Source organism: Rhodococcus rhodnii NBRC 100604, assembly GCF_001894925.1.
GTDB classification, from domain to species: Bacteria; Actinomycetota; Actinomycetes; order Mycobacteriales; family Mycobacteriaceae; genus Rhodococcus_F; species Rhodococcus_F rhodnii.
The window spans coordinates 32862-50061 of sequence record NZ_BCXD01000001.1 but is presented as its reverse complement, the minus strand read 5'-3'; the positions used below and the strand labels follow the sequence as shown (position 1 = coordinate 50061).

The 17200-nt window shown below is 71.6% G+C and carries 17 protein-coding genes; 13 read left to right on the top strand and 4 right to left on the bottom strand.

All coding sequences use genetic code 11. The annotated features are described in order from the left end of the window. Positions 1-10: 10 nt before the first annotated feature. The 6 genes from RR1_RS00245 (at position 11) to RR1_RS00225 (ending at position 6002) form a co-directional block, all read left to right on the top strand. Positions 11-1822: an ABC transporter family substrate-binding protein gene (locus tag RR1_RS00245; protein ID WP_040773597.1), complete on the top strand. Its 1812-nt coding sequence runs from the start codon at positions 11-13 to the stop codon at positions 1820-1822. Positions 1823-1865: 43 nt separating this feature from the next. Beyond that, positions 1866-2735: an N-acetyl-1-D-myo-inositol-2-amino-2-deoxy-alpha-D-glucopyranoside deacetylase gene (mshB, locus tag RR1_RS00240; RefSeq protein ID WP_010838556.1), complete on the top strand. Its 870-nt coding sequence runs from the start codon at positions 1866-1868 to the stop codon at positions 2733-2735. A 55-nt stretch (positions 2736-2790) separates the two neighbouring features. Then, the gene (locus RR1_RS22210; protein WP_010838555.1) at positions 2791-2946 is read left to right on the top strand and encodes a hypothetical protein; all 156 of its coding nucleotides are present in this window, start codon (positions 2791-2793) and stop codon (positions 2944-2946) included. An 88-nt stretch (positions 2947-3034) separates the two neighbouring features. Beyond that, positions 3035-3475: a hypothetical protein gene (locus tag RR1_RS00235; protein WP_010838553.1), complete on the top strand. Its 441-nt coding sequence runs from the start codon at positions 3035-3037 to the stop codon at positions 3473-3475. An 87-nt stretch (positions 3476-3562) separates the two neighbouring features. Further along, positions 3563-5089, top strand: coding sequence for a catalase (locus tag RR1_RS00230; RefSeq protein ID WP_010838552.1), 1527 nt, complete (start codon positions 3563-3565; stop codon positions 5087-5089). Positions 5090-5135: 46 nt separating this feature from the next. Beyond that, complete coding sequence (locus tag RR1_RS00225; RefSeq protein ID WP_051111193.1) at positions 5136-6002, top strand: uroporphyrinogen-III synthase; 867 nt, start codon at positions 5136-5138, stop codon at positions 6000-6002. 15 nt (positions 6003-6017) lie between these two features. On the opposite strand, the gene RR1_RS00220 is transcribed toward RR1_RS00225, so the two are convergent. From RR1_RS00220 to RR1_RS00210, 3 genes are read right to left on the bottom strand one after another with little or no spacing between them, the layout of a single operon-like run. Beyond that, positions 6018-6755 (bottom strand): uracil-DNA glycosylase, encoded by a 738-nt coding sequence (locus tag RR1_RS00220; RefSeq protein ID WP_040773592.1) that lies wholly within the window; start codon positions 6753-6755, stop codon positions 6018-6020. Further along, the gene (locus tag RR1_RS22700; RefSeq protein ID WP_010838549.1) at positions 6752-8320 is read right to left on the bottom strand and encodes a PH domain-containing protein; all 1569 of its coding nucleotides are present in this window, start codon (positions 8318-8320) and stop codon (positions 6752-6754) included. The genes RR1_RS00220 and RR1_RS22700 overlap by 4 nt, the downstream gene beginning before the upstream one ends. Continuing rightward, positions 8317-8793: a PH domain-containing protein gene (locus RR1_RS00210; protein WP_010838548.1), complete on the bottom strand. Its 477-nt coding sequence runs from the start codon at positions 8791-8793 to the stop codon at positions 8317-8319. Before RR1_RS00210 ends, RR1_RS22700 begins: the two co-directional genes overlap by 4 nt. Before the next feature lie 141 nt (positions 8794-8934). On the opposite strand from RR1_RS00210, the gene RR1_RS00205 reads away from it, so the two are divergent. The 4 genes from RR1_RS00205 (at position 8935) to dapC (ending at position 13726) form a co-directional block, all read left to right on the top strand. Then, complete coding sequence (locus RR1_RS00205) at positions 8935-9165, top strand: Rv3202a family protein (RefSeq protein WP_010838547.1); 231 nt, start codon at positions 8935-8937, stop codon at positions 9163-9165. A gap of 121 nt (positions 9166-9286) precedes the next feature. Further along, complete coding sequence (locus RR1_RS00200) at positions 9287-11836, top strand: bifunctional FO biosynthesis protein CofGH (RefSeq protein WP_143153656.1); 2550 nt, start codon at positions 9287-9289, stop codon at positions 11834-11836. Continuing rightward, a complete protein-coding gene (locus RR1_RS00195) occupies positions 11833-12570 on the top strand; it encodes a hypothetical protein (protein WP_010838545.1) in 738 nt (245 codons plus the stop codon). Before RR1_RS00200 ends, RR1_RS00195 begins: the two co-directional genes overlap by 4 nt. Positions 12571-12625: 55 nt before the next feature. After that, positions 12626-13726 carry a succinyldiaminopimelate transaminase gene (dapC, locus tag RR1_RS00190; protein ID WP_010838544.1) on the top strand — a complete coding sequence of 367 codons (1101 nt, stop codon included), beginning with the start codon at positions 12626-12628 and terminating at the stop codon, positions 13724-13726. Here the strand turns inward: dapC and RR1_RS00185 are convergent. Further along, on the bottom strand, positions 13716-14105 hold the full coding sequence (locus RR1_RS00185; protein ID WP_010838543.1) for a YybH family protein: 390 nt from the start codon (positions 14103-14105) through the stop codon (positions 13716-13718). The genes dapC and RR1_RS00185 overlap by 11 nt on opposite strands. A gap of 125 nt (positions 14106-14230) precedes the next feature. Between RR1_RS00185 and RR1_RS00180 the strand changes: the two genes are divergently transcribed. From RR1_RS00180 to RR1_RS00170, 3 genes are read left to right on the top strand one after another with little or no spacing between them, the layout of a single operon-like run. Then, complete coding sequence (locus tag RR1_RS00180; RefSeq protein WP_010838542.1) at positions 14231-15121, top strand: LysR family transcriptional regulator; 891 nt, start codon at positions 14231-14233, stop codon at positions 15119-15121. Beyond that, positions 15118-15768 (top strand): rhomboid family intramembrane serine protease, encoded by a 651-nt coding sequence (locus RR1_RS00175; protein WP_010838541.1) that lies wholly within the window; start codon positions 15118-15120, stop codon positions 15766-15768. Before RR1_RS00180 ends, RR1_RS00175 begins: the two co-directional genes overlap by 4 nt. Positions 15769-15789: 21 nt before the next feature. Then, the gene (locus RR1_RS00170) at positions 15790-17184 is read left to right on the top strand and encodes an acyl-CoA synthetase (protein WP_143153639.1); all 1395 of its coding nucleotides are present in this window, start codon (positions 15790-15792) and stop codon (positions 17182-17184) included. Positions 17185-17200: the final 16 nt, after the last annotated feature.

The following is a 17200-nucleotide window of genomic DNA, read 5'->3' as shown; positions in this document are numbered from 1 at the left end:
CGCCGCCGGAATGCGGCGGCGCGTCGGTGTGGCCGCGACGGCCGTCCTCGCGCTGGGGGTCGCCGCGTGCACCGCGGCGCCGCCGCCGCCCGTCGAGTCCACCGAGACGGAGACGACGACCGCACCGGCGACACCCGCGGACTCGAGGCCGTTCGTCGTCGGCATCGACGACGTCGGTAACGGCTTCAACCCGCATCTGCTCGCGGACCAGTCGCCCGCGAACGCGGCGGTCGCGTCGCTCGTGCTGCCCAGCCCGTTCCGGGCCGCATCGAACGGCGATCGGCCCGAGCTCGTCGACTGGCTCCCCGATCCGGCGCTGCTCGTGTCGGCCCAGGTGACCTCGACCGACCCGTTCACCATCACGTACGTCCTGCGAGGCGATGCGCAGTGGTCCGACGGCGCGCCGGTCGCGGCCGAGGACTTCCGCTACCTGTGGCAGCAGATGATCAGCAGGCCCGGCGTCGTCGATCCCGCCGGGTACCGGCTGATCGAGGACGTCCGGTCGTCGGGTGGCGGCAAGACCGTCACCGTCGAGCTGCGCGATCCGTACCCCGCGTGGCAGCAGCTGTTCACCGATCTGCTGCCCTCGCACCTGCTCAAGGATTCGCCCGGCGGCTTCGAGTCCGGGCTCGCCGACGGAATTCCGGTGTCGGCGTCGTACTTCGGCATCGAGTCGTTCGACCGCGGCCGCGACGAGATCGTGCTCGAACGCAACGACCGCTACTGGGGGACGCCTGCTGCGGCCGACAGCGTCGTCATGCGGCGTGCGGGGACGTCCGCGCAGCTCGCCGACTCGATGCGGACGAACGACACGCAGCTCGCGCTCGTGCGTGGCGACGAGGTGACGGCGCAGCAGCTCCGGGTCATCCCGAACGTGCGGACGGCGGGTGTCGCGCAACCGCGGATGCTCGAGGTCATGCTCAACGGGCGGGTGCCCGAACTCGTCGACGTCCGTGTGCGGCGCGCGCTGCTGGGTCTGCTCGACGTCGATCTGCTCGCCCGCGTGGCGGACCGGAGCGATCCGGCGGTCGTCCGTTCGCTCGTGTACGCACCGTCCGATCCGGAGTACGCGCCGACGGCGCCGCCGCCGCTGGGCCGTGACGCCGCGCTCGCGACGCTCGCCGAGGCCGGGTGGACGCGCACTCCCACCGAGCCCGAGCCCGTGCCGGAGACCACGACGACCAGCACTCCTGCCGCGACGCCGAGCCCGCTGCCCGTCGACGATCCGTTGCAGCGCACGGGGGACTCGCTGGCCCTCACGATCGGCGTGCCCGAAGGTGACGACGTCGCGCGTGCCGTCGCCGCCACGGCGTCGGATCAGCTGCGCGGCGCGGGCGTCGAGGCGTCCGTCGTCGAGCTCGAGGCCGAGGAGTTGTACGGCGAGGCGCTGACCTCCGGGGAGATCGGCGCCGTCATCGGCTGGAATCGCGCCGGCGTGGATCCGGCGACGGCCGTCGCGTCGCGGTTCTCGTGCCTGCCCGACCCCGCGGAGGCGCCGACACCGCCGACACCGCCGGCCGGCGACGCCGACACGGACGAGAACGACCCGATGCGCTCGGCGCTCGAGGCGCCGTCGAACCTCACCGGGCTGTGCGATCCGACGGTCGCGCCCGCGATCGACGCGGCACTGCGCGGCGAGGGCGATGTCACGGCGACGCTGCGCGACGTCGACACGCGGCTGTGGGGACTCGCGACGGTGCTGCCCGTCGTCCAGGACGGCGCGCTCACCGCGGCGGGGCCGTCGGCGGGCGACGTCGCGCTCACCGGGCCGCTGCCGTCGACGCTGTTCGCCGACGCGCACGTGTGGAACCGCGCCGACTGACACCCGGACGTCCGACAGGAGACTCGACGTGACCCGACACCGCATGCTCCTCGTCCACGCACATCCGGACGACGAATCGCTCACGACCGGTGGCACGATCGCGCGTGCCGTGCGCGCGGGCGCCGAGGTCACCGTCCTCACGTGCACGCTCGGCGAGGAGGGCGAGGTCATCGGTGAGCGCTGGGCGCAGCTCGCGGCCGATCACGCCGATCAGCTGGGCGGGTACCGCATCGGCGAACTGACGGCGGCGCTCGCTGCCCTCGGTGTGGACGGCCCGCGATTCCTGCTGGGTGCGGGGCACTTCCGTGATTCGGGTATGGCCGGGACGCCGTCCGCCGCGCATCCGCGTGCGTTCGCGCGGTCGGGTGACGACGCCGTCGCCGCGGCCGTCGCGGTGATTCGTGAGCTGCGGCCGCACGTCGTCGTCACCTATGCGGCCGACGGTGGCTACGGGCATCCCGACCACGTCCGCGCGCACGAGGTCACGGCACTGGCGGTCGCTGCTGCCGCCGACTCGGGCCGCTACCCCGAGGCGGGCGAGCCGTGGGACGTGCCGAAGCTGTACTGGACCGTCGCGGCCGCGAGCGAGGTCGAGTGCGGCCTGGAACGGATCGCCGACGTGCCGGACGGCTGGCGGATGCCGGAGCCCGGCGAGCTTCCGTGTGTTCCCGACGACGAGGTCACCGCCGAGATCGACGTGAGCGACGTGATCGACGCGAAGCGTGCCGCGTTCGCTGCGCACGCGACGCAGGTCACCGTCGCACCGAGCGGCGCCGAGTTCGCGCTCTCGAACGCGATCGTGCAACCGATCCCGCGGGTCGAGCACTTCGTGCTGGCGAAGGGCGAGGCGGGCCCGCGCGACGAGAGCGGCCGGGAAACCGACCTGTTCGGGGGGCTCGCCGAATCGCGGTGAGCCAGCTAGTGTGACCTCCATCACTCGTGAGTCACGGGTCGGGGATGGGAGCACCATGTACAACTGGGAACTCCAGAACGCGATCGTCGCGTTCGTGGACATGCTTCGGCCGAGCTTCCCGCAGCAGGCCGAGCTGTATCAGGACGGCCTTCACTCCTTCGCGACGTTCGCGAGCGACATGCTCACGATGATGGGCTACTCACCTCGCTGAGTGCGCGGACGTCCGCCGCGCGGACCCACCCGCCCGCGCGGCGGACGCCCCCGTGCACCAGGATTGACGCGTGCACGAGGATCGAGCCATGACCGACACCGGGCGAACGGCGGCGGACGGCGTACGGGCGATACCGCGCCGTGTCGTCGAACTCCTCGGGATCACCGTGCTCGTCGTGGACGGTTTCCTGTGCGCGGTGTTCGCCGTGCTGTTCCTTCCGACGTATCTCGGCGGCGTCGCGGCACCCGTGTCGGTCGTCGCCGCCGCCGTCGTCAACGTCCTGCTCGTGATGGGCGTGCGGCAGTTCACCGACCGCATCGGTGTCGCCTTCGCGCCCCTCGCGGCGTGGCTGGCCGGCTTCGTACTCTGCATGGCCGGCGGGCCCGGCGGCGACGTCCTGCTCACCGCCGACGTCCGCACGCTGCTGCTCTTCGTGCTGGGACTCGGCCCCGCAGCGGGCTACCTCGCGTCCGTCGCGCTGCGGCGGGCCGAGGCACGCGCCGGGACGGACGCTGCGGCCGCGCACTGACTCCGTCGGCGCCCGTCGCTGTTTCGCGAGCGGACGTCCGGGGTAGGTCACCGGTGTCTGCCCGGGATCGCAGTTGAGGAGCAGTAGATGACGGAATCGAACTTCACCACCGACGACGCCGGAGTGCCGGTCGAATCGGACGAGTACTCGCTGACCATCGGCGCGGAGGGGCCGATTCTCCTTCAGGACTTCTATCTGATCGAGAAGATGGCTCAGTTCAATCGCGAACGTGTCGTCGAGCGCCAGCCGCACGCGAAAGGGGGCGGCGCCTACGGGCACTTCGAGGTCACGCAGGACGTCAGCCGCTACACGAAGGCCGACCTGTTCCAGCCGGGCAAGAACACGGAACTGCTCATCAGGTTCTCGACCGTCGCAGGCGAGCGCGGGAGCCCGGACACGTGGCGCGATCCGCGCGGCTTCGCGATCAAGTTCTACACCGAGCAGGGCAACTACGACATGGTCGGCAACAACACGCCGGTCTTCTTCGTCCGTGACCCGATGAAGTTCCAGGACTTCATCCGCTCGCAGAAGCGCCGCGCCGACAACAACCTGCGTGATCACGACATGCAGTGGGACTTCTGGACGCTCTCCCCGGAATCGGCACATCAGGTGACCTGGCTGATGGGTGACCGCGGGATTCCGCGCACGTGGCGCCACATGAACGGCTACACCAGCCACACGTACATGTGGGTCAACGAATCGGGCGAGAAGTTCTGGGTGAAGTACCACTTCCGGACGAACCAGGGACACCAGTTCTTCACGCAGCACGAAGGCGACCAGATGGCCGCGATGGACACCGACTATCACACGCGTGACCTGTGGGAGCACATCGACGCCGGGGAGTTCCCGTCGTGGACGCTCCACGTCCAGATCATGCCGTTCGCGGAGGCGGACGACTACCGCTTCAACCCGTTCGATCTGACGAAGGTGTGGTCGAAGAAGGACTACCCGCTCATCGAGGTCGGCACGATGACACTCGACCGCAATCCGGACGACTACCACTGCGAGATCGAACAGGCCGCGTTCGAGCCGAGCAATCTCGTGCCGGGCATCGGCGCGAGCCCGGATCGCATGCTCATCGGCCGGCTGTTCTCGTACGCCGACGCCCACCGCTACCGGATCGGCTCGAACTACGCGGAGCTCCCGGTCAACCGCCCGCACGTCCCCGTGAGGTCGTACACGAAGGACGGCCACATGCGGCACCACAATCCGGGCGACCCGGTGTACGTGCCGAACTCGAAGGGCGGGCCGCACGCGGATCCGTCGCAGGTCGGGGCCCCGGCGCACTGGTCGGCGACGGGCGGCGACATGGTGCGTTCGCCGTACGTCCCGCACGCCGAGGACGACGACTGGGTCCAGGCGGGCACGCTCGTGCGCGAGGTGCTCGACGACGACGCACGTGAGCGCCTCGTGGACAACGTCGTCGGTCATCTGCTCAACGGCGTGACCGAACCGGTGCTCGTGCGTGCCTTCGAGTACTGGCACAACATCGACGGAGACATCGGCGATCGCATCGAGTCGGGCGTCCGCGAGAAGCAGAGCGCGGGGGTGAAGGACCCCAAGGCCGACGCTCAGCAGAATCCGGCGCGCGAGAGCGCACAGCGCAAGGCGTGACGGGCGGTATGCCAGGTTCGGGTGGCGCGTCGGTCACACTGGTGTGGTGACCGACGCGCCTGCCCTCCATTTCGCCGACACGGACCCGGCCGACACGCGACCGTGTGTCGCCGTGACCGCCGAGCGCCGCGCCGACGAGCTGACGACACTGCTGGAGCGGCGCGGGGCGCGGGTATGGCAGGTGCCGGCGCTGCACATCCTGCCGCTGGCGGACGACGCCGATCTGCGGGCTCGGACGGCGGCGCTGGTGGCCGACCCACCGGATCTCGTCGTCGTCAGCACGGGGGTCGGATTCCGCGGGTGGCTCGACGCCGCGCGCGGGTGGGGGACGGACGACGAGTTCCTCGCCGCGCTCGCGCGCACGCGCATCGTCACCCGTGGCCCCAAGGCGACCGGGGCGGTCCGCGGCGCCGGGTTGCGCGAGGAGTGGTCACCCGCATCCGAGTCGTCGGAAGGCGTGCTGGAAGGTCTCGAGGGCAGCGGTCTCGCGAGCAGCGGCCTCGTGGGGTTGCGGATCGCCGTCCAGGTCCACGGGTCGATGACGCGGTGGGAGCCGACGCTCGATCTTCCCGCGGCGCTCGCGGAGCGCGGCGCGGACGTGACGCCGATCCAGGTGTACCGGTGGGTGCCACCCGCCGATCAGGGGCCGATGCGCGCACTCGTCCGGGCGATCGTGGACCGGCAGGTGTCCGCCGTGACGTTCACGAGTGCGCCCGCGCCCGCGTCCCTGCTGCAGACGGCGCAGGACGCCGGTCTGCTCGATGCGATGCTCGACGCGCTCCGCACCGACGTCGTCGCGGCGTGTGTCGGGCCCGTGACGGCGGGACCGCTGACGCACCTCGACATCCCGACGGTTCAGCCCGAGCGGGCCCGGCTGTCGGCGCTGGCGAAGGTGGCGCTGCCGCGCTCGTGAGCGACTGTTCGGTCCCTACGCCGGAAGGTCACTCACGAGCGCGGCGCGCCTCAGGACGTCGTCGAGCATGTCGGGAGTGAGGCGTCCGGTGAAGGTGTTCTGCTGGCTCACGTGGTAGCAGCCGAACACGTGAAGCGGCGCTCTCGGTCCCGCGTCCGGTTCCCGCTCGTCCGGTTGCAGGACGACCTCGACGCCGTGCCCGAACCGCGGACGCGGGCGCGGCACGATCCAGCCCGCCGCGGTGAGGACCGGCATCAGCGCCTGCCACCCGAACCCGCCGAGGACGACGACGGCGCGCAGCGTCGGCGCGAGCAGGTCGAGTTCGGACGCGAGCCAGTGCCGGCACGTGTCGCGTTCGGCGGGCGTCGGCTTGTTGTCGGGCGGCGCGCAGTGCACGGGGGACGTCACCCGTGTCCCGAGCAGTGCGAGCCCGTCGTCGAGGCTCGTGGCGGTGGGCTGATTCGCGAGCCCGACGCGGTACATCGACGCGTAGAGGACGTCGCCGCTGCGGTCTCCGGTGAACATCCGGCCCGTCCGGTTCGCGCCGTGCGCCGCGGGAGCGAGCCCGACGACGGCGAGCCGCGCGTCGTGCGGCCCGAATCCGGGGACGGGCCTCGCCCAGTAGGTCTCGTCGCGGAACGCCGCACGTTTGACCCGGCCGACCTCCTCGCGCCACGCGACGAGACGCGGGCACGCACGGCACTCGATCAGCTCGGCGTCGAGCGCACTCAGCGCATCCCGCGGCCCGGTCACGGCCGCGTCGCCCACACGTCGCCGGCGCCGGGGGTGACGGCGTCGACGAGCGCCCACGCGTCGGCCACGGGGATGTCGATCACCTCGTAGTGGCCGGTTCCGGCCGGGGTCGCGGCGACGATCGTCGCGAGCCCGAGACGCCGCTGGAAGAACGTCTGGCGCACCGTCCAGCCGATGATCCCCGCCGCCTCGAGGCTGTGGCGGCGCCGATCGAGCGAGCCGTGCTGGGTCACGAGCCAGCCGGGGAGCACGGCGTGCCCGAGTCCGCGATAGCGGTCCCACGCGAGCAGCGCACCGCCGACGACGAGGACCGCGGCCACCGTCCACACCCACCACGGCGGAGCCGAGACGAACAGTCCCCATCCGGCGCCGCCGACGAGGACGAGCAGCCCGGGAGCGAGGGCGCGCGTGAAGCGTCGCCGCGCCGCGCGCGGGCCGTGCGGCGTCAGGACGGCTGCGACCTGCCGGTCGTCGCCGATGACGTCGACCATGACGCGCTGCGCCTCGCGGCGCGGGCTCTGCGGCAGCAGCATCGACGACTGCCGCTTCTCGGCGCTGACGCCGGTCATGATCGCCGAGAGCGCTGCGCCCCCGACGGCACGCAGCAGCAGCGGCAGCTGCAACGTCGCACCCCGCAGCCGGCGCCGGTCGAGCGTCGTCTGCCGCGTCTCGAGGAGCCCGTGCGACACCTCGATGGTGCGGCCGTCGTCGACGACGCGGAGGTTGCCGAATCGGACGAGGTACAGCACGCATGCGAGGACGCTCGACACGACGAGCAGCGCCACGACGGCGAGTACGACGGAGATCGCGATTCCCGCTCGTGCGAGCGTCGCGGCGCGATCGCCGAGGTCCGACAAGCGCACGAGCTGCTCGCCGACGCCGTACTGGAAGACGAGACCGACGATCGCAGCGACCGTCACGATGCCCGCGACGGAGAACGGCGCGAACCGCACCCACGACGGCCGCCAGTGGCCGATCTCGACGCCCTGGGGCGGCGCCGCGACGGGCGCTTCGCCGTCCGCCGCGGGCGGTGCATCCCCGTCGGCGCGCGGAGCGGGCTCGCGGGCGAGCAGGGCGGACCGCAGCGGCGCGACGAGATCGTTCGCGAGCGCGTTGAGCTCGAAGGTCGCGTTGTCGTCGGTGTCGTCGGCGCGGCGCCCGGTGCCGATCGTCAGTACCGACAGGCCGAGCAGCCGGTGCAGCACCGTCGCGCGGACGTCGACGGAGCGGATCCGGTTGCGGGGTATCGACAGTTCGCGCTTGCTGAACACCCCGCGCCGTAGCTGAACGTGGACCGGGCCGATGCGGTAGGTCGTCGTGAAGTACCGCGCGATGCCGATGCCGACGAGCACGACGACGGCGACGAGCCCCCACAGGTGGTTGCCGCTCTGCGAGCCCACGACGACCGAGAGCACCAGGACGGGAAGCAGCCGCAGCAGTTCGGAGAGCGGATGGACGAGCAGCATGCGGCGGTCGAGCCGCAGCCACGGCTGGTCGCTCTCGGCGGCGTGGGCCTGCGCGGACTCCGACTCGGCGGGGAGGTGCAGTTCGTCCTCGCCGGTCACGTCGCGTCCTCGCGCGCGGCGGCCGTGATCTCCGTGAGGCGTGCGGTGACGGCGTCCGCCACGGCGAGGTCGAGGGCGGGGATGCGGACGGCGCCCGCGGACGACGCCGTCGTCACGGTGACCGTCGCGAGCCCCAGCAGCCGTTCGAGCGGGCCGCGTTCGGTGTCGACGGTCTGGATCCGCGAGATGGGGGCGATCCGGCGTTCCTGGTCGAACCAGCCGGTCAGCGTGTAGACGGCGGTGTCGCTGATCTCCCACCGGTGCACGCGGTATCGCCACTGCGGGACGACACCGACGTCGACGGCGCAGCCGACCGCCGCGACGGCGACGAGCAGGACGTGCAGCCACGTCGGCCAGGGTGAGAACACGAACAGCACGATCGCGGCGACGAGCAGCGGAACCCACAGCAGGGCTGCGGCGAGTGACCACAGCAGGCGCGCTCGCGGACTGGGCCGCTCGCGTGGATCGGCCATCCTCACCGAGGGAAGGGTCATGGTCTCGCTCTCTGTGTCGCGAAGGTCGGGTTGCGGAGGCCGGGAGGCGCTCGACTCGCTCGCGGGCGGCTCCGACAACGCTATCGTGAGGACGAGGCCCGCAACCGGAAGGAGTCCACGATGTCGTACGACGACGCAGACCTGTCCGACGGACCCGTCTCGCCCGAGGTTCCCGAGGACGACGCTCTCGAGCAGGCGACCGAGATCGAGGAGATCGAGGAGGGTGCGGACCCCGACGCAGTGGCCGGCGCGACCGCCGATGTCGATGTGACCGGGGCCGAGGCGAACGTGGCCGACGTCCTCGAACAGAATCGGGACGTTCCGGGAGACGACGACTATCCCCGCGAGTGAGCGCGGCGGCCGTGCCGAGCGCGCGTCCGGGTGGCGGCCGCTCGGGCGTGTGACGCATGATCGAGCGGTGACCGAATCAGGCGAGCACCCCGGCGACCCCACTGCACTGCCGACGCCCGCGATGCCCGGACGCGGCGAGACGCCGTCCGTGCCGTCGCAACCCGATCCGGTGCCCACGGCGTCGGGGATGCGGCGGGTGCTGCGTCGTGCGCGGGACGGCGCGACGCTCAACGCCTCCGAAGCGGCGCTGCTGTTGCAGGCGCGCGGCGACGATCTGGACGATCTGTGTTCGACGGCGGCCCGCGTCCGCGACGCAGGCCTGCTCGCGGCCGGGCGTTCCGGGACGGTGACGTACTCGAAGAAGGTGTTCGTCCCGCTGACCCGGCTGTGCCGGGATCGGTGCCACTACTGCACGTTCGTCTCGGTGCCGGGCAAACTCCGCGCCGCCGGCGAGGGCATGTACCTCGAACCCGACGAGGTGCTGGAGATCGCGCGCCGCGGCGCAGAACTCGGCTGCAAGGAGGCGTTGTTCACGCTGGGTGACCGTCCCGAGGACCGGTGGCCCGAGGCGGCGCAGTGGCTCGACGAGCGCGGCTACGACTCGACCCTCGATTACGTCCGTGCGATGTCGATCCGGGTGCTCGAGGAGACCGGCCTGCTGCCGCACCTCAACCCGGGAGTCATGTCCTGGGAGGAACTCTCGCGGCTCAAGCCGGTCGCGCCGTCGATGGGCATGATGCTCGAGACGACGGCCACGCGGCTGTTCACCGACAAGGGGGAGTGCCATCACGGCAGTCCCGACAAGGATCCCGCCGTTCGGCTTCGCACGCTCACCGACGCGGGCCGGCTCTCGATCCCGTTCACGACGGGGATCCTCGTCGGCATCGGTGAGTCGTTCACCGAGCGCGCGGAGTCGATCATGGCGATCCGCAAGTCGCACAAGGCGTTCGGGCACATCCAGGAAGTCATCGTGCAGAACTTCCTCGCGAAGCCCGACACCGCGATGCGCGGGGCGCCCGACGCGGAGCTCGAGGAGTTCCGCGCCGCGATCGCCGTCACCCGGCTGCTCATGGGGCCGTCCGTGCGCGTGCAGTCGCCGCCGAATCTCGTGTCGCAGGGCGAGTGCAGCGCGCTGCTCGCCGCGGGTGTCGACGACTGGGGTGGCGTCTCGCCGCTGACGCCCGATCACGTCAATCCCGAACGGCCCTGGCCCGATCTGGACATCCTTGCGCAGATCAGCTCCGACGCCGGATTCGCGCTCACCGAACGTACTGCGGCCCAGCCGCAGTACGTGCTCGCGGGTTCGCCGTGGATCGATCCGCGGATCGCCGTCCACGTCCACGCGCTCGCCGACGACGAGACCGGGCTGGCCCGCACCGACGTGCTGCCCGAGGGGCTGCCGTGGCAGGAGCCCGACGAGTCGTGGGAGTCGTCGGGACGCATCGACCTCGAGACGGCGATCGACACCGAGGGACGCCGCACGGAGACGCGCTCCGACCTCGGCAGCGCGTTCGGCGACTGGGACACGGTGCGCGAGCAGGTGCTCGAACTCAGCGCGCCGGTGCGCGTCGACACCGATCTGCTCGCGGCGTTGCGGTCGGCCGAGAAGGACCCGGCCGGCCTCACGGACGACGAGTACCTTGCGCTCGCGACGGCGGACGGCCAGGGCCTCGAGGCCGTCGTCGCGCTTGCGGACTCGCTGCGCAGGGACGCCGTCGGCGACGACGTCACGTACGTCGTGAACCGCAACATCAACTTCACCAACATCTGCTACACCGGTTGCCGGTTCTGTGCGTTCGCGCAGCGCAAGGGCGACGCCGACGCGTTCACGCTCTCGACGAGCGAGGTCGCCGACCGCGCGTGGGAGGCGCACGTCGCCGGGGCGACCGAGGTGTGCATGCAGGGCGGCATCGATCCCGAGCTCCCCGTCACCGGGTACGCCGATCTGGTGCGGGCCGTCAAGGCCCGTGTGCCGTCGATGCACGTGCACGCGTTCAGCCCGATGGAGATCGTCAACGGCGCCTCGCGCGGCGGGCAGAGCGTGCGCGACTGGCTGATCGAGCTCAAGGACGCCGGGCTCGACACCATTCCGGGCACCGCCGCCGAGATTCTCGACGACGAGGTGCGCTGGGTGCTGACGAAGGGCAAGCTGCCCACCGCGACGTGGATCGACGTCGTCACGACGGCCCACGAGGTGGGCATCCGGTCGTCGTCGACGATGATGTACGGGCACGTCGACAACCCGAAGCACTGGGTCGGTCACCTGCGGATCCTGCGCGACATCCAGGACCGCACAGGTGGATTCACCGAGTTCGTGCTGCTGCCGTTCGTGCATCAGAGTGCGCCGCTCTATCTCGCGGGAGCGTCGCGGCCCGGCCCGACGAATCGCGACAACCGCGCGGCACACGCGCTCGCGCGGATCATGCTGCACGGCCGAATTCCCAGCATCCAGACGAGTTGGGTCAAACTCGGAGTGACCGGCACCCAGGTGATGTTGCAGGGCGGTGCCAACGATCTCGGAGGAACGCTCATGGAGGAGACCATCTCCCGGATGGCCGGCGCGGAGAACGGCTCGGAGAAGTCGCCCGCCGAACTCGAGGCGATCGCGCACGGCATCGGCAGGCCGGCGCGCCGTCGCAGCACCACGTACGCGTCGGAGCCCGCGGCATGAGCACCCTGCCCGACCGCACCGTCGCGTCCGTACTCGGCAGGGCGGCAGGCGGTGTCGGGCCGGTGCTCGACGCCGTCGCGTCCGATCCGCTCGGTATCAAGGCACGGACGTTCAGTGGACCCGACCCCGATCGCACAGCACTCGGGGCGGTGCTCGACGCCGCCGCCGGTGTGCTGGACGCGCTCACCGTTCCCGGCACGGCGGCGTGGGAGAACGCCGATCCCGATCGGCGTGCGCGCTGGTGGGTCACGCGGCTCGGTGCGCTGAACACCATCGTCGTCGCGGCGCCGAGCATGTTCGGCATCCTTCTCAACCGGCTTCCGCTGCAGAACGTTCTGGGGTTCGCGAATCAGGTCCTCGTCGTCGTCGCCGTCGCGCGCGAGTACGGCGTCACCGACCGGTCGCAGCAGATCGACCTGCTGGCCGAGGTCGTCCTCGGACGTCGGCTCGATCCGTCACGCGAACCCGAGCCCGCGCCGGAGCAGGAGCGCCCGAGGCGACGTGCGTTCGCCGTCGTCGCAGCCCTGTGGCGGACGGCGCGCACCGTCCGCGCGATCGGCAGCGAACTGGACCGGCGCCCGTCGCCCGGACCGGTGACGGGGACGCTCTCCAACATTCCGGTGATCGGTGTTCCCGCACGCTACGTCGGGGAACGGCTCGCGCTGCGGCGTGCCGCCGGATCGGCCCGCGAGTGGTCGCGCAGCCACCGCACGGGGGACCGCGCCGGAGTATGACCCCGTCGGGCCGATAGGCTGGGCACCACACGAATTCAGCACGGCAGGAGTGGTAATGACACGCGTACCGGTGGCGTCTTCGCTGCCCGACTTTCCGTGGGACTCCCTCGCGGACGTCAAGGCGAGCGCACGGTCGCATCCGGACGGCATCGTGGACCTCTCGGTCGGGACGCCCGTCGACGCCGTTGCCCCGGTGATCCAGGAGGCGCTCGCGTCGGTCGCCGCCGTCCCCGGTTATCCGACGACGGCGGGCACCGTCGAACTGCGTGAGGCCGCCGCCGAGGCGCTCGCCCGCCGCTTCTCGCTGACGGTGCGACCCGGCGCCGTACTGCCGGTGATCGGCACCAAGGAACTCATCGCGTGGCTGCCGCGCCTGCTCGGCTTCGGCGCCGACGACCTCGTCGTCATCCCCGAACTCGCATACCCGACGTACGAGGTCGGGGCGCGGCTCGCGGGTGCGCGGGTGCAGCGCGCCGACGGGCTCAACCGGCTCGGCCCCGAGAACGCGGGCCTCGTGTACGTCAACTCGCCGTCGAACCCGACCGGCAAGGTGCTCGGCGTCGAGCACATGCGCAAGGTCGTCGAGTGGGCGCGCGAGCGGGGTGCGATCGTCGCCTCCGACGAGTGCTACCTGGGCCTGTCGTGGGACGCCGAGCCGGTGTCGGTCCTCGACGACCGCGTCTCGGGCGGCGATCACACGGGGCTGCTCGCGATCCACTCGCTGTCGAAGACGTCGAACCTCGCGAGCTACCGCGCGGGCTTCGTGACGGGCGATCCGGCGCTCGTCTCGGAACTGCTCGAGGTGCGCAAGCATGCGGGGCTCATGGTTCCGTTCCCGATCCAGGCCGCGATGACGGCGGCGCTCACCCACGACGAGCACGAGATCGCGCAGCGCGAGCGCTACCGAGCGCGACGCGACGTCCTGCTTCCCGCGGTGAAGTCCGCCGGGTTCACCGTCACCGATTCCGAAGCGGGCCTGTACCTGTGGGCGACGCGCGGCGAACGTGGCCGCGACACCCTCGCATGGCTCGCCGAGCGCGGAATCCTCGCTGCGCCGGGCGACTTCTACGGTCCCCGCGGCGACGATCACATCCGCATCGCCCTCACCGCGACCGACGAACGGATCGCCGCCGCCGCGGCGCGGCTCACGAACTGAGGTCGGGCCGGTCGGCGGAGGTGGGACGAACGAACTCGGGCTGATCGAGAACACGTAGCCAGGTGCCGTCCGGCTGGCGCCGGACGACCTGAGCCCTGGCGCCCGCGCCGTCGCGCGGCGGTGTCGCGGTGAGCGCGAGGTCGCCGCACCGCAACGTGGGCAGCGGCGGTTCGGGGTCGAAGTGCGGGCGATGCGCGAGCACGGACGCCCAGAGCTCTTCGATCGCTGCGCGGCCCACCGTTCGGGATCCGGGTGGGTACGCCATGACGGCATCGAGTTCGTAGAGTGCGGCCACGCCGGCTGCGTCGCCGCGGTTGCTGCGTTCGACGAACAACCGGGTGAGGTCCTCGGGTGTGCGTGCAGGTTCGTGTGTGGTCATCGGATCTTCTCCTGGCGTGTCGGCATTGGTGGGCGTCTCTACTGTCGGCCTCTCACTCGTCAGAAGTCCAACATCTGATTTGGATGAGAATCAGAACTTCCAGTCATGCAACTACACTCGCGGGCATGGAACTGCGACAGCTCGAATACCTGGTCGCGGTCGCGGACGAAGCCAACTTCACGCGCGCGGCCGAGCGCGTCCACGTCAGCCAGTCGGGAGTGAGCGCGCAGATCCGGGCACTCGAACGGGAACTGGGCGCAACACTTCTCGACAGGTCGAGCCGGGTCGTGGTCCCTACCCAGGCCGGTCGGGCCGCGCTCGAGCACGCCCGGATCGCGCTCGCCGCAGCGGGACGGCTCCGCGACGCGGTCGACGACGTCAACGCCGTCGTCCGCGGCCACGTGCGGGTCGGAACGGTCACCGCCTGCAAGCTGCCGGGGTTCTACGAGGGGCTGGACGTCTTCCATCACCTGTATCCCGGCGTCGGCATGTCCCTCGTGGAAGCGCCGTCCGACGAACTCGTCGCCCGAGTTCGCCGGGGCGAGCTCGACGTCGCGCTGGCAGGAGTCCCGGACGGCTTCGACGCCAGAGGTCTGCAGTCGCACGTCGTTCTTCGTGAACGACTGGTGGCGGGCGTCGTCCCGCGGGATCCACTCGCAGGGGGCGCGATCACGCTCGCGGAACTCGCCGAGCGCTCGCTGGTGACGCTGCCGGCGGGAGCCGGCGTGCGCGCGGTGCTCGACGGTGAGTTCGCGCGCGTCGGGACAGCGGGTTCGGTGGCGTTCGAGGCCGGCGCACCGGATACCGTCGTCGAACTCGCGGCCCGCGGACTCGGCGTCGCCGTCGTCAGCGAGAGCATGCTCGACACGTCGCCGTCGCGGCAGCTCGAACCGGTGCGCATCGTCGACGCGGAGACGGAGGCGCTGCTGGTCCTCGTCTGGCGCCCGGGGGCACCGGCGGTCCGTCACATGGTCGGCCAGCTCGCCACGGGGCTGATCCCCGTGGAGACCTCGTGACGGCGGGCGGCACCGGTTGGCTCGGTGCCATCCTGTTCGTCGGTGTCGTCGTCGCGGGGCTCGCGATCGCGCGTGCCCGGGCGCCGCGCCCGGCGATCTCGCCTGCGGCGGTGGGGCTCTGGCTCGTCGTCGCCGTGCCGTCGCTCGTCGCGCTCGTCTTCCCGGCGGTCCTCGGCTGGTTCGAACGCGATCCCGGCCGTCTCCGCGACGGCCAGTGGTGGCGCATCGTCACGTCGGCGGTGGTGCAGGACGGTGGTGTCGCCGGGACGGTCGCGAACCTCGTCGCGCTGGCCCTGATCGCGCCCGCCGCGGTCGCGGTGTGGGGAGCGGCCCGCGCGATCGGGCTGTTCGCAGCGGGTCAGATCGTCTTCGGTCTCGTCACGGCGTTCGTCTTCCCGTCGGTCGGCGCCGGGAGCTCGGGGGCGACGCTCGCGCTCGCAGCGTCGGCGGCAGGACTCGCCCTCGTGTCCGAACCGTCGCGTCGCGAATCGCTCGCCGTCGCCGCACTCCTGGCGTTGACCCTCGGCTTCTTCCTGGCCGACGACGCGCACGGCGTCGCCGTCCTCGCGGGCACCGTCCTCGGTGCCGTCCTCGCGACCGTCGCACCGCCCGAGAGCGCCGTGCCACGTCGGCGCGACGGGCCGTGACGGTGTGACAGAGTGGAAGGCGTGCTGCTCGCCTCGCTGAACCCCGCTGCCGTGGCCGGCGGATACGACCATCCCGCCGCCGTCCGTATCGGCGACGACGTGCTCTCGCGCAGCGACATCGTCGGTGGTGCGACCGCCGTCGCCGAGCGCATCGCGGGCGCCGAGCGGGTCGCCGTTCTCGCGACCCCCACCGCGAGCACCGTCCTCGCCGTCGTCGGCGCGCTGATCGCGGGTGTCGCCGTCGTCCCCGTCCCGCCGGATGCCGGCCCCGTCGAACGCGACCACATCCTTCGCGACTCGGGCGCGCAGGGGTGGCTCGGCGGCGCGGGGGAGCACACGGGCGGGCTGCCCGTCGTGCCCGTCCGGCTGCATGCTCGCTCGTGGCACACCTACCGCGAACCCGTGCCCGACACCACGGCGTTCGTCCTCTACACGTCGGGCACGACCGGACCGCCGAAGGGCGTCGTGCTGTCGCGCCGCGCCATCGCGGCGGGAATCGACGCACTCGTTCCGGCATGGCAGTGGAGCCCGAACGACACACTCGTGCACGGACTTCCGCTGTTCCACGTCCACGGGCTCGTGGCCGGGCTGCTCGGTGCGCTGCGCGTGGGCAGCCCGTTCGTCCACACCGGCCGTCCCACTCCCGCCGCCTACGCGGCTGCGGGAGGGTCGCTGTACTTCGGGGTGCCGACGGTGTGGGGCCGCGTCGTCGCCGACCCCGAATCCGCACGCGCGTTGAGCTCGGCGCGACTGCTCGTCTCGGGCAGCGCGGCGCTGCCCGTTCCGGTGTTCGACGCACTGCGCGCGCAGACCGGTCACGCGCCCGTCGAGCGCTACGGCACGAGCGAAACGCTGCTCACCATCAGCACCCGCGCAGACGGCGAGCGCAGGCCCGGATGGGTCGGGCTTCCCGTCGACGGCGTCACGACGCGGATCGTGGCCGAGGACGGCACACCGACGCCGCACGACGGCGAGTCGATCGGCGAACTCCAGGTGCGCGGCCCGATGCTCTTCGACGGCTACCTGAATCTGCCCGACGCCACGGCGGCCGCGTGGACGGGCGACGGCTGGTTCCGCACCGGCGACGTCGCGGCGATCGACACGGGCGGCGTCCACCGCATCGTCGGGCGTGCATCGACGGACCTGATCGAGTCCGGTGGGTACCGGATCGGTGCGGGCGAGGTCGAAGCCGTCCTGCTCGCGCACCCCGCGGTCGACGAGGTCGCCGTCGTCGGACTGCCCGACGACGACCTCGGCCAGCGGGTCGTCGCCTTCGTCGTCGGCGAGCCGTCCGACGATCTCGAGGCGTTCGTGGCCCGGGAACTGTCGATCCACAAGCGTCCTCGCGAGATTCGCCACGTCGACACGTTGCCGCGCAACGCGATGGGGAAGGTGCAGAAGAAGCAGCTGTCGTGACCGGCAGCCCGCGAAG

What these genes read in the sequence shown, in the direction of transcription:
- RR1_RS00195 (WP_010838545.1), top strand. Translation starts at nt 11,833, where the DNA reads ATGAGCACCCTGCCCGACCGCACCGTCGCGTCCGTACTCGGCAGGGCG.
- RR1_RS00245 (WP_040773597.1), top strand. Translation starts at nt 11, where the DNA reads ATGCGGCGGCGCGTCGGTGTGGCCGCGACGGCCGTCCTCGCGCTGGGG.
- RR1_RS00230 (WP_010838552.1), top strand. Translation starts at nt 3,563, where the DNA reads ATGACGGAATCGAACTTCACCACCGACGACGCCGGAGTGCCGGTCGAA.
- RR1_RS00180 (WP_010838542.1), top strand. Translation starts at nt 14,231, where the DNA reads ATGGAACTGCGACAGCTCGAATACCTGGTCGCGGTCGCGGACGAAGCC.
- RR1_RS00185 (WP_010838543.1), bottom strand. Translation starts at nt 14,105, where the DNA reads ATGACCACACACGAACCTGCACGCACACCCGAGGACCTCACCCGGTTG.
- RR1_RS22210 (WP_010838555.1), top strand. Translation starts at nt 2,791, where the DNA reads ATGTACAACTGGGAACTCCAGAACGCGATCGTCGCGTTCGTGGACATG.
- RR1_RS00205 (WP_010838547.1), top strand. Translation starts at nt 8,935, where the DNA reads ATGTCGTACGACGACGCAGACCTGTCCGACGGACCCGTCTCGCCCGAG.
- RR1_RS00235 (WP_010838553.1), top strand. Translation starts at nt 3,035, where the DNA reads ATGACCGACACCGGGCGAACGGCGGCGGACGGCGTACGGGCGATACCG.
- dapC (WP_010838544.1), top strand. Translation starts at nt 12,626, where the DNA reads ATGACACGCGTACCGGTGGCGTCTTCGCTGCCCGACTTTCCGTGGGAC.
- RR1_RS00200 (WP_143153656.1), top strand. Translation starts at nt 9,287, where the DNA reads ATGCCCGGACGCGGCGAGACGCCGTCCGTGCCGTCGCAACCCGATCCG.
- RR1_RS00210 (WP_010838548.1), bottom strand. Translation starts at nt 8,793, where the DNA reads ATGGCCGATCCACGCGAGCGGCCCAGTCCGCGAGCGCGCCTGCTGTGG.
- mshB (WP_010838556.1), top strand. Translation starts at nt 1,866, where the DNA reads ATGCTCCTCGTCCACGCACATCCGGACGACGAATCGCTCACGACCGGT.